Source organism: Peribacillus sp. AS_2 (genome assembly GCF_026891895.1).
Classification (GTDB): domain Bacteria; phylum Bacillota; class Bacilli; order Bacillales; family DSM-1321; genus Peribacillus; species Peribacillus frigoritolerans.
The window spans coordinates 180,917-197,627 of the sequence record NZ_JAPTGA010000003.1 but is presented as its reverse complement, the minus strand read 5'-3'; the positions used below and the strand labels follow the sequence as shown (position 1 = coordinate 197,627).

At 40.8% G+C, this 16,711-nt stretch carries 16 protein-coding genes; 7 read left to right on the top strand and 9 right to left on the bottom strand.

Features of this window, described 5'->3' with window-relative positions; all coding sequences use genetic code 11:
- Positions 1–478: 478 nt before the first annotated feature.
- From OTG27_RS06455 to OTG27_RS06445, 3 genes are all read right to left on the bottom strand, one after another.
- On the bottom strand, positions 479–1,360 hold the full coding sequence (locus OTG27_RS06455; RefSeq protein ID WP_268936538.1) for a radical SAM/SPASM domain-containing protein: 882 nt from the start codon (positions 1,358–1,360) through the stop codon (positions 479–481).
- A 230-nt stretch (positions 1,361–1,590) separates the two neighbouring features.
- Positions 1,591–1,911, bottom strand: a complete 321-nt coding sequence (locus tag OTG27_RS06450; protein WP_268936537.1) for a DUF3889 domain-containing protein — start codon at positions 1,909–1,911, stop codon at positions 1,591–1,593.
- Between the two features lie 49 nt (positions 1,912–1,960).
- The gene (locus OTG27_RS06445) at positions 1,961–2,929 is read right to left on the bottom strand and encodes a M14 family zinc carboxypeptidase (RefSeq protein WP_268936536.1); all 969 of its coding nucleotides are present in this window, start codon (positions 2,927–2,929) and stop codon (positions 1,961–1,963) included.
- A gap of 132 nt (positions 2,930–3,061) precedes the next feature.
- Here OTG27_RS06445 and OTG27_RS06440 point away from each other — a divergent pair, with 132 nt between their 5' ends.
- Positions 3,062–3,304, top strand: a complete 243-nt coding sequence (locus OTG27_RS06440; RefSeq protein WP_048689737.1) for a YhdB family protein — start codon at positions 3,062–3,064, stop codon at positions 3,302–3,304.
- A gap of 130 nt (positions 3,305–3,434) precedes the next feature.
- Here OTG27_RS06440 and OTG27_RS06435 read toward each other — a convergent pair whose 3' ends face one another.
- The 3 genes from OTG27_RS06435 to OTG27_RS06425 form a co-directional block, all read right to left on the bottom strand.
- A complete protein-coding gene (locus OTG27_RS06435; RefSeq protein ID WP_057275653.1) occupies positions 3,435–3,962 on the bottom strand; it encodes an NADPH-dependent FMN reductase in 528 nt (175 codons plus the stop codon).
- Positions 3,963–4,118: 156 nt separating this feature from the next.
- Positions 4,119–5,849 carry a phospho-sugar mutase gene (locus OTG27_RS06430; protein ID WP_268936535.1) on the bottom strand — a complete coding sequence of 577 codons (1,731 nt, stop codon included), beginning with the start codon at positions 5,847–5,849 and terminating at the stop codon, positions 4,119–4,121.
- Between the two features lie 156 nt (positions 5,850–6,005).
- Positions 6,006–7,553 carry a carbon-nitrogen hydrolase family protein gene (locus OTG27_RS06425; protein WP_063577224.1) on the bottom strand — a complete coding sequence of 516 codons (1,548 nt, stop codon included), beginning with the start codon at positions 7,551–7,553 and terminating at the stop codon, positions 6,006–6,008.
- A 190-nt stretch (positions 7,554–7,743) separates the two neighbouring features.
- Here OTG27_RS06425 and OTG27_RS06420 point away from each other — a divergent pair, with 190 nt between their 5' ends.
- Positions 7,744–8,043, top strand: coding sequence for a disulfide oxidoreductase (locus OTG27_RS06420; protein ID WP_268936534.1), 300 nt, complete (start codon positions 7,744–7,746; stop codon positions 8,041–8,043).
- Positions 8,044–8,167: 124 nt separating this feature from the next.
- Positions 8,168–8,638 carry a thioredoxin family protein gene (locus tag OTG27_RS06415; RefSeq protein WP_057275651.1) on the top strand — a complete coding sequence of 157 codons (471 nt, stop codon included), beginning with the start codon at positions 8,168–8,170 and terminating at the stop codon, positions 8,636–8,638.
- A gap of 67 nt (positions 8,639–8,705) precedes the next feature.
- Here OTG27_RS06415 and OTG27_RS06410 read toward each other — a convergent pair whose 3' ends face one another.
- A complete protein-coding gene (locus tag OTG27_RS06410; protein ID WP_057275650.1) occupies positions 8,706–9,113 on the bottom strand; it encodes a DUF5365 family protein in 408 nt (135 codons plus the stop codon).
- 232 nt (positions 9,114–9,345) lie between these two features.
- Here OTG27_RS06410 and OTG27_RS06405 point away from each other — a divergent pair, with 232 nt between their 5' ends.
- On the top strand, positions 9,346–10,257 hold the full coding sequence (locus OTG27_RS06405; RefSeq protein ID WP_307730025.1) for an RluA family pseudouridine synthase: 912 nt from the start codon (positions 9,346–9,348) through the stop codon (positions 10,255–10,257).
- A 1,556-nt stretch (positions 10,258–11,813) separates the two neighbouring features.
- Here the strand turns inward: OTG27_RS06405 and OTG27_RS06400 are convergent.
- Both OTG27_RS06400 and OTG27_RS06395 read right to left on the bottom strand, forming a co-directional pair.
- Complete coding sequence (locus OTG27_RS06400) at positions 11,814–12,068, bottom strand: GlsB/YeaQ/YmgE family stress response membrane protein (protein WP_170946860.1); 255 nt, start codon at positions 12,066–12,068, stop codon at positions 11,814–11,816.
- A gap of 474 nt (positions 12,069–12,542) precedes the next feature.
- A complete protein-coding gene (locus OTG27_RS06395; RefSeq protein ID WP_230135298.1) occupies positions 12,543–13,373 on the bottom strand; it encodes an aldo/keto reductase in 831 nt (276 codons plus the stop codon).
- Positions 13,374–13,751: 378 nt separating this feature from the next.
- Here OTG27_RS06395 and OTG27_RS06390 point away from each other — a divergent pair, with 378 nt between their 5' ends.
- From OTG27_RS06390 to OTG27_RS06380, 3 genes are all read left to right on the top strand, one after another.
- Positions 13,752–14,750: an inorganic phosphate transporter gene (locus OTG27_RS06390; protein ID WP_096340227.1), complete on the top strand. Its 999-nt coding sequence runs from the start codon at positions 13,752–13,754 to the stop codon at positions 14,748–14,750.
- Between the two features lie 238 nt (positions 14,751–14,988).
- A complete protein-coding gene (locus OTG27_RS06385; RefSeq protein WP_034315087.1) occupies positions 14,989–15,609 on the top strand; it encodes a DUF47 domain-containing protein in 621 nt (206 codons plus the stop codon).
- Between the two features lie 15 nt (positions 15,610–15,624).
- A complete protein-coding gene (locus OTG27_RS06380) occupies positions 15,625–16,623 on the top strand; it encodes an inorganic phosphate transporter (RefSeq protein WP_063577229.1) in 999 nt (332 codons plus the stop codon).
- The last annotated feature ends 88 nt before the right edge of the window (positions 16,624–16,711 follow it).

Here is a 16,711-nt window from a genome sequence, read left to right as displayed (position 1 = left end):
AAACAATAATATTCTGAATTTTTACAATAAGATGGAGGCAATGTCCTTCAAGCACCAAAAAAGCAGAGATGGACTCCATGGTTTCAGTTTGGCGAAATAAGATGGGGTTCGGAGTATGAGGATGGTTTTTCAGTCGGCGGAAAGGGAGCGGGTTTCTGAACCTTTTAAATATAAAACTTCAGGCATGGAGATGGACTCCATGCCTGAGGTTTGGCGACAAAATGGGGTTCGAACCGAATAGTGAGGATGGTTTTTTACTGTAATTCTCATTGGATTGAAGAAATTTGCGACACTCCTGCCGAATTACTGGCTAGCCGAGACCCCACAAGCGCTTGCGCTGAGGAGGCTTGGCAGACAGTCGGCGGAAAGGGAGCGGATTTCTGAAATCAACTGCACTTTTAAATAAAACAACTGCAGGCAAACTGATTTTTCATCAAGTTTGTCTACAGTCTGAAACCACGAAATGAACTCCGTAATTTTATTTTTTATGACGCTTTGCGTAGCCACATCGTTTACATAATTCTTCAACTGCACATCTTCTTGAGAAACCATCATACATATTTTTAGCCCGTTCACCATTTAAAATGTCTTCAAGTGATGTTTCGAATATATTTCCAAGCGGTATTTTCCCTTCACTATCCAAACAACAAGGTACGACTGTACCATCCACCAAGATACCTAACTGATCTCTAAGAGCATAGCAGAAAATATTTTCATCGATAATGTCACGGTCCAATTCCGGCCACTCGAATTTTTCGGCCATATTTATATAAACCCTGTCCCTTAACTTAATATTATTCTTTTGCTGAAGAGCTTCACTTAAGCGAATGTCCAATGAAAGCTTCTCCTCCAGCATGCTCAGAATATCATCGTTCAGGCCATTACTCGCTTTTAATTCAGCCGTATCCATATTCCATAAACGAATGGCACAGATCACTTCACTTTTTTCATTTGCTTCATTTATAAAATCGGCAATATTACTGACATAAGAGTCAAGACTATTGGTCGTATCGTTTGCCTCAAAGCTATGAAGTGAAATATTCACCTGCCGGAGGGCTTTTTTGGAGAGCAGCTTGTCTTTGACCTTTTGAATCAAAGTACCGTTCGTTGTAATATTAACCTTCAGGTCATTTTCAGCACTGATATCCAGGAATGTACCCAAATTTTTATTTAAAAACGGTTCACCCATCAGATGAAAATAAATATGATCGGTGTGTGGTTTGATTTTCTTTATAACATTCGTAAACCCTTCGGGATCCATGAATTTAAGGGTCCTTTGCAAGCTGGAACTTGGGCAAAAATTACACTTCAAATTACATATATTCGTAATTTCCACATAAACTTTCTTAAACTTTCTCATTTTCTACTACCCCTACAATCAAGCTTATTGTTTCAATCTGATACTAACTATACTGGTTAGCTGCCCATAAATGCAATGAAAACTTCATGGCAGCTGACCGTATTGGAATAACAACGATTCCGATATCCCCTTTTCCGGACTACTTTTAAAAGAAATCAGAAAAAAACATCTTCTCGAGGTGAAGATGTTCGGTAAGATGCCTACCTGGAATTTCGGTTTTTGTCCTGATCTCACTTTCCTTTTTGCTCCGTAACCTTCAAACTAAGTAATTTTTCATTTTTCAAATCATGTTGTACGGTCACGATGACATTGAAGTCCTGACCTTTATCCTCGACCAAAAATCTGAAATCGTCTTCGACGAGATTTTTCGCTACAGTTTTTCTGCCTTTATATTCGTAGTCAGTAATCTCAACTTCAGGATAATCTGCCTGCACTACCGTAATCGCAATCTTTCCGTATTTTTCGTAATCGGGTTGTTGGGCCTGTGCTGAAATGGATCCTGCTTGTATGATCAAAAAAATCCCCATTAGCATCACAATGACTTTTTTCAAAATCTTTTCCTCCTCATACTTTCCGCTTAGTATTATTATATAAAAATGTTCAGTTGTTATGCAGCTGCTCCGCTTCTTTTACAAGCATGATGCCAACTAATCGATTCCTCTTCCATTCCTCAGGAAACACAGTCAACGGCGGATTGGTTTCATCCACTAAATAACTAAGTTCGATCGTCATTCCCGGGCGGCTGAATTCAGTTATGAACCAATCAGTAAATCCGCTTCCTACCGCTTCTTTCTCCGGAAAGGTCAGTTCATACCCCGTCATTTCGGCAGTCTTTTTGGCAATCCCATAATCCCTCACCATATTTTTCCGTTTATTTTTGTAATGCCAAAAGATTTCCCTTCCTGAAGTATGATAGGAAACAGCAATAAGGGGATCGACCTCCTTCGTGAAATCCGTAAGCGCTTTTACTTCGGCTGCTTCCAGTGGTTGTCGGCCTTTATAAAATTGATACGTCGGTTTTGTTTCATGACTCATTACTTCTTTCCATCCAGCCGGATATTGCCTATTCAAATCAATGCCTTTAGCGTTGGCTTTCCACCTGGACCAATTCCTGCTATATCGGTTCATTTTCCATACTGCAGACTTTTCAAGAACATTTAAATTGGATAAATCTCCTTGCTGGATGCTCACGCCATCTGGATTAAGCATCGGGATGAACCAGATGCTCACTTCATCCAATGATTCCGACGAAAATTCTCCAATAGGTTTGCCCACTCGATAGGCGGCTGCATACTCTTCAAGCATACGCATTAAAAGTATGGAACTGAGCCATTCCCGTCCATGATGTGATCCCACCAGCAAAATCGATTTTTTTCCTTTCCCTAACTTGACTGCCTTTATATTTTTCCCCTTTTCAGTTTGTCCGATTATTCGAACGTCCAATTCATACTGCTTTTGGATTCCTTGCAAATCCATTTCCATCTGTTCAGGGGAATACACTTCTGCTGCCAGCGATGGTTCAGGGAAAAAAAGAAGCACTAATATTCCAATTACCATTATTTTTCTCATGTACTCACCTTTTATTTTTATTCAGGTAAAAAGCAACAACCGCGGTCCAAATACATCGCCACTTATTGTAAGGAAATGTTCTGTCAGATCTGAACAAAATACAAATAGCTCCTTATTAAGGGGGAGAAGAACATGAGGATTGCGGATTATGATCAGGCATTGTTTCACACACACCGTTCTGATTGGGACAGCTTGTTAGTATTGATGGTTCGGACGAAAGATCACTTTCTATCGAAAAAAATAGAACATTTCTTGCACGCTTACAGGTTTGAGCATGATTATCAAATCGTTCAATCCCAGCTGTATGCACTGCTTCGTTATCTGGATCATGCGGCAGAAAAAACAAGTGATTATTTAAGTGAACTTCCAAGCTAAAATCAACTATAGTTTTTGCAAATCGGGAAAATTTATACAAGAGGATTAATTATCGGGGATATAACTTTGGCTGGTGAAACCCTATAAAAACAAGGAAGGGTCAGGTATTGAATACCTGACCCTCATTTCATCATTTTTTCATTGTAGCATATGCAGTTGAATACATTTTAAGCTCTTCGATCATACCTTCAACAAGTACCGCAGACTCTTCAAATAAACCATCATTTTCGTAATCGAAGCAATGCGGATCCAGAACCAATTGTTTGGCGATCACATTTGCATAAAGGCTTCGACCCACTGTCCTCATGGAATTCAAGGCATTGATCCCGCCTTTTCCTCCCCCGGAGACAGCCAATAGGGCGACAGGTTTATGCGTGAATTGTTCACTGCTTAAAAAATCCAAGGCATTTTTCAAGGCTCCGCTCATGGAACCATGATATTCCGGGGTGGTCAGAATTACGCCATCAGCTTCCTCGATGCTTTTCCTGAGCCCTTGAATCACTTCCAATTGATATTGCTCACCTTCACCTGAATATAAAGGGATTTCGCTATTGCTTAAATCAATAAGTTCCGCTCCGTATTTCTTGGATATGTAGCGTGAGGCAATCCCTGTACGCCCTTGTTTACGTGGTGAACCATTAATGATTACTAATTTCATGAATTAAACCTCCATTATTCCCGATGTTTCCGAGTTCAGTCGCCAATACAGTATACCAAAACCGAAACGGAATTTCCTAGAATTTTGATTTTTCATTCAACTAAAAATCAAAAAAAACGAAAGACCGAGGAAGTCTTTCGTTTAGCTTTCATACATTTAAACCAATGCTTCAATCTTGCTCATGAAATCTTCCATGACTCCCGATAACTTGGACTCAGCTTCTTGCATTGATTTGCCTTGGACACCGAAATAGAATTTAATTTTCGGTTCGGTGCCTGAAGGACGCAGGCAAACCCATGTACCATCCTCAAGGAAATACTTTAATACATTTGATTTCGGAAGCTCGATCAATTCTTCATCATTTGAAAGAAATGTCCGCTTCTTGCTGCTTTGGTAATCTTCTTCAATGACTACCGGAATGCCAGCTATTCGGGAAGGAGGATTTTGACGGAATTGATTCAATATTCCTTGAATCTGTTTCGCTCCCTCAATGCCCTTTAAAGTCAATGAACGTAAACCTTCCAAGTAAAAGCCGTACTTTTCAAACACATTCAGCAACCCTTCATATAGTGTCAATCCCTGCTTTTTATAATGGGCACAGACCTCGACAGCAAGCACTGCAGCTTGAATGGCATCCTTGTCACGTGCAAAGTCTTTAATCAGATAACCGTAGCTTTCTTCATATCCGAACAAGAAGCTACTTTCCCCGCTTTCATGATACTGATTTATTTTCTCGGCGATGAACTTAAACCCGGTAAGTACATCAACCGTCTTCAAGCCATATGACTCGGCAATCGTCCGACCGATTTCCGAAGTGACGATGGTTTTTAAGACGACTCCATTTTGGGGAATCTTTCCTTTCTCTTTTTTCTGGGACAGTAAATAGTCCAGGAAAAGTGCACCTGTTTGATTTCCAGTCAGGACAACATATTGACCCATCTCGTTTTTAACGGCAATTCCAAGCCGATCGGCATCTGGGTCCGTTGCTATCAATAAGTCCGCCTCCACCTTGTTTCCAAGCTCAATGGCCATTTCAAATGCAGCGGGTTCCTCTGGATTTGGAGACTGAACTGTCGAAAAATCCGGATCCGGCAATTCCTGTTCCTTAACGATATGCAAATTTCGATATCCTAAGCTTTGAAGTGCCCGCCTGACGGATTTATTTGCCGTTCCATGAAGCGGCGTAAAGACGATTGACACATCTATTTCCTCGGCAAGCTGCGGGTTCTCGGGAACCGTCAGCAGCTCACGATTATAGGCAGCGTCCAATTCCTCCCCAATCATTTCGATGAGGCCCTGCCTTTTAAGGACTTCAGCTTCTTCAACCTGAATTTCAAGCTCACTTTCAATGGCATTCACATAGCCGATCACCTGATCCGCTGCTTCCGGCGGCAATTGTGCCCCATCTGACCCATAAACCTTGTAACCATTATATTCAGGCGGATTGTGGCTCGCCGTGATGACGATTCCAGCAAAAGCATTCAGCTCGCGAACCGCAAATGACAATTCTGGAGTTGGACGCAATTCATCGAATAAATAAGCCTTCACCCCAAATGTAGCCAAGGTCTTAGCCGCTTCGAGTGCAAATTCCGGGGACTTATGTCTCGAATCATAAGCAATCACAGCCCCTCTTCCTTTTGCTTCTTCCCCAAACGAAGAGATATATTGAGCTAACCCAACCGTTGCCTTCCTTACAGTATAAAGATTCATCCGGTTCGTTCCCGCTCCGATTTCCCCACGCATTCCGCCTGTGCCAAACTCTAAATTTTTATAAAAGGCATCTTCGAGTTGTGCTTCATCCCTCTGCATTTCCTCAAGGAGGACACGTAATTCCCCATTTAAATTCTGGTACCCTGCCCAAGTAGTGTATAAAGATTTCCAATCCATCTCCAACATCTCCTCCCAAACGCCTTATTTGTAATTATTATGTATCTGCCTTACATATACAAAATTATCATATTTATTCCAATAAATGAAGTAAAGGCTCGTAATGAAAAGAACCTAATCCAGTGTTCTTCACATCACGAGCTGTTTTCTTCCTATTTATTTCCCGCCATCTTTGTAATGCAGATGGTAAATATCATGACGGCGATCTTTCAATTGCTTTACAGTACCGGACTGACGCTCCCGCCTTAAGATCTCCAAATCGACATCGCCAATCAGGACCATCTCAAGGTTCGGGCTGGTTTCCCCGACTATGCCGTCACGTGCAAATTCGAAATCCGAAGGAGAGAAGATTCCCGATTGGGCATATTGGATATCCATATTTTCCGTTTGCGGGAGATTTCCAACCGTTCCGGATATGACGGTATAAATTTGGTTTTCCACGGCACGTGCCTGGGCACAATAGCGAACTCGCAGGTAGCCTTGCCTGTCTTCTGTACAAAAGGGAGTGAATATGATTTTGGCTCCCATGTCGGTAGCAATCCGGGCGAGTTCCGGGAACTCAATATCATAACAAATTTGTATGGCGATCTTACCACAATCCGTATCAAAGACACGAACGCGGTCACCTGCGTTAATCCCCCACCATTTTCTTTCATTCGGTGTAATATGAATTTTATATTGCTTTTCAATCGTTCCATCGCGACGGAATAAATAAGCGATATTATAGATATTATCATCATCTTCTTTAACGAAATGGGAACCGCCGATGATATTGACGTTATACCTTACAGCCAAAGTGGTAAACAATTCAATGTACTGCTCCGTGAAATCCGACAGTTTCCTGACAGCCAAGCTTGGTGATCTTTCATTCAGGAAAGACATCAGCTGGGTTGTGAACAACTCCGGGAACACGGCGAAATCTGCATTGGCATCCGAAGCAACGTCGGTGAAATACTCGACTTGGTTAGCGAAGTCATCGAATGAATCGATTTTACGCAGCATGTATTGCACGACGCAAATCCGTACCGGTTCCGATGTTTTATAATAACGTTTTGTTTTCGGCTGATAATCAACGTTATTCCACTCCATGAGCGTAGCATACTTATTGGATTGCAGATCGTCCGGCAAATAATTCGGATTGATCCTCATAAGCGTGAACCCATTTAAAAGCTGGAACGAAAGAACCGGATCATATATTTTGTGCAATTGAACTTCTTTTACATACTCCCTTGGTAAGAGTTCCTCCGCATGTTTATGGTAATTGGGAATCCTGCCCCCGATAATGATGCTTTTTAAATTCAAGTGGGCAACAAGTTCTTTCCTTGAATCATATAGTCTTTGACCAATTTTCATCCTGCGGAACTCAGGATGGACCATGACCTCGATTCCATATAAATTATAACCGTCCGGATTATGATTCGTGATGTACCCATTATCGGTTACATCATCCCATGTATGGCGGTCATCATATTCGTCAAAATTAATAATGAGGCTGGAACATGAACCAATCACTTTTCCATCATATTCAGCCACAAACTGCCCTTCTGGAAAAATTGCCAGATGGCTCTCAAGCTGATCTCGCTTCCAGGGAACCATTCCCGGAAAGCAACTCGACTGCAAAGCAATTATTTCATCTATGTCTCCTAGCCTCGTATTACGTATTTCCATTATTTTTTCATATTTATGCAGGTCCAAATTAGGCATTTTCCTCAGACTCCTTTAATCTCTTCCATAAGAATTATACCCCTTATTCAAAAATTAAAACAACCGAACCTACCCATTGATTTCAAATAATAACATTCTGAATGTCCGTTAAAAGAATATATATTTTACAGACGCGGTCCTTACATACTATACTTTTCATGAGAGTAAAAAGAGATGGGGAAGAGGAACCATGAACAATACAAAACGCAGTGTGGAAAACTTATTATTTGCAGCCTGGGCTGCTTCCATCATTGCGATGTTTGGAAGCTTATATTTTTCTGAAATTAAGCAATACGAACCTTGTGCACTCTGTTGGTATCAGCGGATCATCATGTATCCTTTTACGGTCATATCAGGAATTGCAATCATTCGAAAAGATTATTGGATCAGTTTTTATACCATGATATCGTCCGCTATCGGTGCATTCATTTCCACGTACCATTACTTGATAAAAAAGGATTCATCCTTTCCCGACCACACCCTTGCATGAGAAGGGTTCCAGGTACAGGATAATATATAAACGTATTGGTTTCATCACCATCACGTTCTAGCCTTGACTGCATTCGTCATTATTTTTACATCGTATGGACAAGATCCAAGGAGGTTGCAGCTTAATGAAGAAAATGGCTATATTTTTAGTGATAATCGTCGCCCTTTTTGTCCTGCTGGGCGTTTTTACAAACTTGAAAAAAGAAGAAAAATCAAAAGGAAATCCATACGGCAAGGATAAGCTTAAACCCGCTACTGTCGATCAGCTGGATGACCCCAATTATCAAAATTTGATTCTTCCTGTAGAGTTGGAGCAGGACCTCCAAGATAGTAAAGACGTGACCGTTTATTTCTATAGTCCTACGAACTCAATCAGTCAAAAAACCACACCAGTCGTGGCACCTTTGGCAGAGAAATTGGGTATTGATCTTGTTCAATTCAATCTTTTGGAGTTTGAACAAGGATGGAGCGACTATGGCATCAAAAAGACTCCTACCATCGTTCATTATAAAAATGGCAAAGAACAAGAACGAATCGTCGGATTTAAAGATGAAGTAACGTTCGAGAAATGGTTCGAGGACCACGATATTAATTAAGGATGAAAAAATGAGCCGGCCCTAACGGAAATGCTTCTCCCGTTATAGCCGGCTCATTTTTTTTGCCTTATACTAAATATTGATTCGCCACCTGGATGTCCATCATCTGCATTTCATTATTCGCTTCAAGGTTTATACTTGAAAAATGGTCATAATAAAAGGGGAAGAATATTCCGCATTCATTCAATAGAGTGATGTTATGTTGGAACAATTCTTCAGACTTAGGTTCCATCACCCTCTTTTGTTTGTCTAATATCGACATAAGGACTTGAAGACATGTCATTACTTGAAATGCGTCTCTTAATGTTGCCAAGTAAGTAACAGAACTTTGATTGGGCTCTAAAACGCCAATCTCACGAAAATGAAGGATTTCACTTTCCGTAAAGTACTTTGGAAATACAGATTCGTAGAAACGAGACACGAGACTCGCTATTTCTTGCTCTTGTTCTTCCGTTGAAGAAAAGACCGTCTTCACTAAAAAAACCACCTTTTTTCAGATCCGTTAGACCTATCTATTATATGTATATTCTAGGACAAGGGATTTCTTTCCCCATAGAATAACATAAATATTGTAAAAAATATGTGGTAATTTCCACCACTGAAAATCTTAGCAATAGGCCCAAGGTTACTTTTTTATACCATATCCATAATTATTATAGATTTTTTTCATTCAAGCACAACCAAACGAGTCGAAAGTAGGAGTTAAATTGGAAAATTTCAAAATAACTAACCAACATTTAATAATTGATGTTCTCCAAAGTTGGAATGGATTAACATTGGAAAAGCTTTTCAGGGAGCGATGGAAGGCCCCGAAAAAATTAGTGCATGAATGGAGGATGAGTAAAGAAGTGTCAATGAACGGGAATTACGTCACCTGGTCAACTATCCTCAATGAAGGAGATACGATCAGCATCCCCTTATTGGATCAAGCTGAAAATGAAACAGTTCAAGCCGCAGACTTAGGAATTACCATCTTATATGAAGATGATGTGTTGTTGATAGCCAATAAGCCGGCTGGAATGGAAACCCACCCTTCTCAACCGGGTGACGCACACTCCCTCCTCAATGGAGTCGCACACCATCTTCAAAAAACCAGCCAGACCTGTATGATCAAGCATATTCATAGGCTTGATAAAGATACCACCGGTGCGGTCCTTTTTGCCAAAAACCGCCTCATTGGGTCCATGCTGGATAGAATGTTGGAAGAAAGGGAAATCAAGCGGACTTACCTAGCTTTAGTCGAAGGAAACATTAAAAAGGATGAAGGAGAAATTAAAGAAAAAATTGGACGTGACCGCCACCATGCCACTAGACGAAGGGTTTCCCCTACTGGCCAGACGGCAGTCACCCATTATCGGGTGCTTAACCGTGATTCCAAGAAAAACTTGACCCTCGTCAGCTGCACCCTGGAAAGCGGCCGAACCCACCAGATCAGGGTGCATTTCAGTCATTTGAACCATCCCTTGGCCGGAGATACATTGTATGGCGGAAAAAAGACATTTCCACGTCAAGCCCTGCATGCAAGGAAAATCGAATTCATCCATCCCATTTCAGAAGAAAAAATGATCGTTGAAGCTCCTTTCATTGATAGACCTGAAATATTCGATCTCAACATTTAAACAGAAATAAAAAACACCGTGCCATTTCGGACGGTGTTCGAGCTTGTCCAAAAGAGATCTAGCTAAATTTCAAAACTAAGTTGATTGGAGCGTATGGTACTAGACTCCTGCGGGAAATCGTGTCCAGGGGGAGACCCCACAGGCGCAAGTGCGCCGAGGAGGCTTCCCGGACCGCCCGGAAAGCGAGTGCCTGAAGTGGAAATCAACATTTCAATTCTATAAACACTCAAGAATACTGTAGGAAAAATCAATTATTATCGAGTTTTAGTCAAATGGAACTCTATCTAAATGGTAAAACAAAGTTGATTGGAGCGTAAGGTACGAGACTCCTGCGGGAATACGTGTCTAGGGGAGACACCGCAGGCGCAAAGTGCCGAGGAGGCTTCCCGGACCGCCCGCGGAAAGCAAGTGCCTGGAGAGGTAATCAACATTTCAATTCTATAAACACTCAAAAGTACTGTAGGAAAAATCAATTATTATCGAGTTTGTAGTCAAATGGAGCTCTATCTACAAGGTAAAACAAAGTTGATTGGAGCGTATGGTATGAGACTCCTGCGGGAATATGTGTCGAGGGGAGACACCGCAGGCGCAAAGCGCCGAGGAGGCTTCCCGGACCGCCCGCGGAAAGCGAGTGCCTGAAGTGGAAATCAACATTTCAATTCTATAAACACTCAAGAATACTGTAGGAAAAATCAATTATTATCGAGTTTTAGTCAAATGGAACTCTATCTAAAAGGTAAAACAAAGTTGATTGGAGCGTAAGGTACGAGACTCCTGCGGGAATACGTGTCCAGGGGAGACACCGCAGGTGCAAAGTGCCGAGGAGGCTTCCCGGACCGCCCGCGGAAAGCGAGTGCCTGGAGTGGAAATCAACGTTTCAATGCTATAAACACTCAAAAATGCTGTAGGAAAAATCAATTATTATCGAGTTTTAGTCAAATGGAACTCTATCTACAAGGTAAAACAAAGTTGATTGGAGCGTAAGGTACGAGACTCCTGCGGGAATACGTGTCCAGGGGAGACACCGCAGGCGCAAAGTGCCGAGGAGGCTTCCCGGACCGCCCGCGGAAAGCGAGTGCCTGGAGTGGAAATCAACGTTTCAATTCTATATATAAACACTCAAAAATACTGTGGGAAAAATCAAACATTATCGAGTTTGTAGTCAATTGGGTCTCTTTCTAAACAGTAAAACAAAGTTGATTGGAGCGTAGGGTACGAGACTCCTGCGGGAATACGTGTCCAGGGGAGACACCGCAGGCGCAAGGCGCTGAGGAGGCTTCCCGGACCGCCCGCGGAAAGCGAGTGCCTGGAGTGGAAATCAACACTTTTTTTGCAAACTCAATTAATTTCGAATTTGTGACATACCGGACGGTGTTCTTATTCTCTTCATTAATATTATCCGAATGGTCGCTCATATTTTTTTCAGCAGACATATTTTCTGCATGTTGGGTCGAGTTTTTCCGCTACACGGCCGAAATATACACATGTCGGGACGAAGTCCGTTCATTTTGGCATAAAAAAATAGCTGGCCACTTGGGCCAGCTTTATTTTTGTATTTATGAAGCTTTTCTCATGCCTTTTAAGATAAGGCTTAAGATGAAGACAAATACGATTGCACCAATCAATGCTGGAATTATAGCGAAATCTGCCACTGAAGGTCCCCAGTTCCCAAGAATTAATGAACCTAACCATGCACCAACAAAACCAGCGATAATGTTACCGATAATTCCAAATGGTACGTCACGTCCAACAATCATACCTGCTAACCAACCGATGATACCTCCGATAATTAATGACCATAAAAATCCCATAATATATTTCCTCCTTCAAATTAGTTGTTTTTTGATTTTCTGCAGCAGACTCCAAGAAATTAAATCACTTCCATATTGTCATGCTTTTTTTCAGTACTTTTAACCTTTACATTCAAATGGTATGATGCCGATTCGCACAATATCTAATGAATGTGAATGTTTAGTTATTGGGTAGTGTTAGCTAGCTATAGCCCTTGAGTAACTGATTGAACAATCCTCATGTTAGTGAATTTTTTCTTTTTGTTTGCTGCTGTACTCATTATTTTCCCCGTTTAATTAATCTAAAACCTAATTTTTTTTAAAAATATTTGGCAATAAAAACAGGATTATCAGATATATTAAACGGGTATACCATAGGCTTAACTTTGTCACATAGTTAGTATAAGCAGCATTCGTCTCAATTATGTTCATAAAGCAAAAAGAAAAAAGATGCCCCATTTTCGGGACACCCTCCTATCATTTGCAGTATTCTTTTTAGAACAAAAGTTCATCGGGATTGCTGCCGAAACGTTCATTTTTGTTCAAGGCATCTATTTGGTTCATTTCATTTAAACTCAATGAAAAATCAAATACCTGTGCATTTTCCTTGATACGGGATGGCGTAATCGATTTAGGTATTACAACTAGATCATGTTGCAAATGCCATCTAATCAACACTTGTGCTGGACTTTTCCCGTGCTTCTTTGCTATATGATTAATTGTCGGCTCTTCCAAAAGGTTCCCTCTGCCTAGCGGGCTCCAAGATTCTACCTTTATTTCATGTTTTGCACAGTAATCACGAATTTCGACTTGAGTCAAAAGTGGATGCAATTCAATTTGATTGACGACCGGCTTCACTTCACTGTTTGCAAGTAAATTTTCCAAATGATGAATATGGAAATTACTTACACCGATTGATTTCACCTTTCCATCCTTATAAAGCTTCTCCAAGGCCCTCCAGGTTTCCAGATATTTATCTTTTCCCGGCCAGTGGATCAGGTATAAATCCAAATATTCCAATCCAAGTCGATTTAAACTATCTTCAAATGCCTTGAGCGTCGTATCATATCCTTGCTCGGTATTCCACACTTTGGAGGTTATGAACAATTCTTCACGTGGCACTCCGCATTCCCGAATCGCTTGGCCTACACCTTCTTCATTTTCATAAATGGCCGCTGTATCAATCGCACGATAACCGACTTCGACCGCTTTTTTGACGGACTCAACCGTTTCATTGCCGTTTTTCACTTTAAATACACCGAAACCCAACTGTGGCATTTTAACTCCATTATGTAAGGTGATCGTTTCCCCAATATTCGAAATCATTCCACCATTCCCCCTTACCTTTTATTTACCAATTATACATCCCTCCACCTTCTATTTCTAACCATAAGCATCGGGATTTATAAAGTCCCTTGAGCGCGAAAACAATGTATTAAAGGATACATTTTTACCTTTTAATCATTCATTAAGTTAAATATTTTGTAAAAAAATGACGAAACATCTATCCTAATAGGTATGTAATTCGTTACAATAGTATAGTTCGACTTTAAACCATGTAAAAAAGAAGGTGCCATCTTTTAAGAATAATCAAAACTAAAACTCCCATGCTATATATTGAGGAGTGCAAGCTGTCCTGTGCCCATTCATCGGCCATAATCTAGATACACTTTACATACTTGAAATCAAGGGAGTCCTCCATGTATGAATAGCATTCTCATCTTAACCGCGCTAATTATTATTTTTGCTTTGGTCTTTGACTTTATCAATGGTTTCCACGATACGGCTAACGCCATCGCTACAGCCGTATCAACCAAGGCACTAAAACCACGTCATGCAATCATCATGGCTGCGGTCATGAATTTATTGGGAGCACTGACCTTTACCGGTGTAGCGCATACCATTACAAAGGATATCGTCGATCCTTTCACATTGAATAATGGTTCTTATGTTATTCTTGCTGCACTAATTTCGGCAATAATATGGAATTTAATCACTTGGTATTTTGGAATTCCAAGCAGTTCCTCCCATGCGATCATTGGTTCAATAGCTGGAGCGGCCATCGTGGCCAGTGGATTCGATGCTATTAAATGGAGTGGATTCACTAAAATTGTACAAGCATTGATCCTATCTCCCATCCTTGCCTTTACGCTTGGATTCATTGTTTACAGTATCTTCAAGGTAGTATTCAAAAATAATAATTTAGGAAAAACCAATACACGATTCAGGAGAATACAAATTGTCACGGCGGCCATCCAGTCTTATACACATGGGACGAATGATGCTCAAAAATCCATGGGTATCATCACGATGGCTTTGATCGCTAACGGATATGCCTCTACCTCTGAAGTTCCTTTCTGGGTACAATTATCTTGCGCAATAGCCATGGCGCTTGGTACATCGATCGGAGGTTGGAAGATCATCAAAACCGTTGGCGGTAAAATCATGAAAATCCGCCCGGTTAATGGTGTGGCTGCCGATATTACTGGAGCAGCGATCATTTTCGGTGCAACCTTCCTGCATATGCCGGTCAGCACGACTCATGTCATTTCTTCTTCAATACTTGGGGTCGGTTCTGCGCACCGCATCAAAGGGGTAAAATGGGGAACCGCAAAAAACATGTTGGTCACTTGGTTCATTACATTGCCAATTTCTGCTTCCTTAGCTGGAGTCATTTACTATTTGATTGCTTTATTTTTATAGAACCTTTTGCCTTTCCATATCGGAAAGGCTTTTTTTTTTACAAATCCCCCCTTATAAATGCAGGTTTTTCCCTTTTTTTAATTTTCCTTGTTTTTTTATGTAAAGTTTTATTAAGATTTTGTAAATTTTCGTCGAAAAACCTTCCCGGATCCTACATGAATTCGTTACAATCAATTTGTTAATACTAAGCGTACGACTAAAGTGCGTAAATTTGCATGACTAATTGGGAGGCTTTAACATGGCTTTTAAATCAAAAAAAGACAAATTCGCTGTAATGCTTTTTAACATCGCTCAAAACCTTAAAGAAGGTGCTGACTATTTCGCGGATTATAAACTCAAAAATATCTCCGATCTAAAAGTATTTTCAGATACGATGAAAGACTATGAGCATAAAGGCGATTCAATGGTTCATAATGTGATCAAAGAGCTGAACAATGCTTTCATCACTCCTATCGAACGGGAGGATATCCTTGAATTAACCATGAGAATGGATGATGTCATAGACGGTTTGGAACACTGTGCGGCATTATTCGAAATGTACTCAATTGTAAATGCAGATGAGTATATGCTTAAGTTTGTGGATGCAATCAAGCAGTGTACTTATGAGATTGAAAATGCTGTCGATACACTATCCACTAAAAAATTGCCGTTGATACGTGAACATGCAATTAAAATTAAAGATCTTGAATCCGTTTGTGACGGAATCCAACGTCAATCAATCAAAAACTTGTTTACAGTTGAAAAAGATCCAATCAGGATCATTCAATATAAAGAAATTTACGAAAGCCTTGAAGAGATTGCCGATCACTGTCAAGCGGTGGCCAATACACTTGAAACAATCATAATGAAAAACGCCTAAGGAGTACCCCAATAAATGGATACTTTATTAATTATAACAATATTAATCGTTTTCTTTGCTTTAGCATTTGACTTCATTAATGGTTTTCATGATACAGCCAATGCAATAGCGACTGCCGTTTCAACAAAGGCCTTGAAGCCGAGGCATGCCATCATCATGGCAGCCGTCATGAATTTCGTCGGTGCCATGACATTTACTGGAGTGGCGAAGACCATAACGAAGGATATCGTGGATCCGTTCACGCTTCCGAATGGTTCATATGTAATTATGGCTGCCCTGCTTGCCGCTATCATATGGAACCTTCTAACCTGGTATTACGGAATACCAAGCAGTTCCTCCCATGCATTGATCGGTTCGATTGCTGGTGCAGCCATTGCTGCAGCGGGATTCTCTGGAATTAAATGGGAAGGGTTCATGAAAATTCTTCAAGCTTTGATCTTCTCACCTTTAATTGCTTTTGTAATCGGGTTTATCGTATACAGCATCTTTAAAGTTGTCTTTAAAAACAATAACCTGACAAAAACAAACCAAAGATTCCGGACTATACAGATTGCTACTGCAGCACTTCAATCGTATACCCACGGAACGAACGACGCACAAAAAGCGATGGGTATCATCACGATGGCCCTTATTGCAAATGGTTATTCATCAAGTACCGATATCGCCTTCTGGGTTCAGTTCTCCTGTGCTCTCGCAATGGGACTTGGAACTTCCGTCGGCGGATGGAAAATCATTAAAACCGTTGGCGGCAAAATCATGAAAATCCGCCCGGTCAATGGTGTTGCTGCCGATTTAACCGGAGCCTTTATCATTTTCGGTGCGACTGTAATACACATGCCAGTCAGTACAACCCATGTTATTTCGTCTTCAATCCTTGGTGTTGGGTCTGCGCATCGGGTCAAGGGCGTAAAATGGGGAACGGCAAAAAGAATGATCATCACTTGGTTCATTACCATTCCCATCTCGGCAACATTAGCTGGTTTGCTTTATCTTTTAATTAACTTCTTATTCTAAAATAAAATCCCTTCCGGTTTCCATCGGTAGGGATTTTCTGTTTTACAAGGATTTATCTATGCTTATCAATAGGAAATCGTTTAAAATT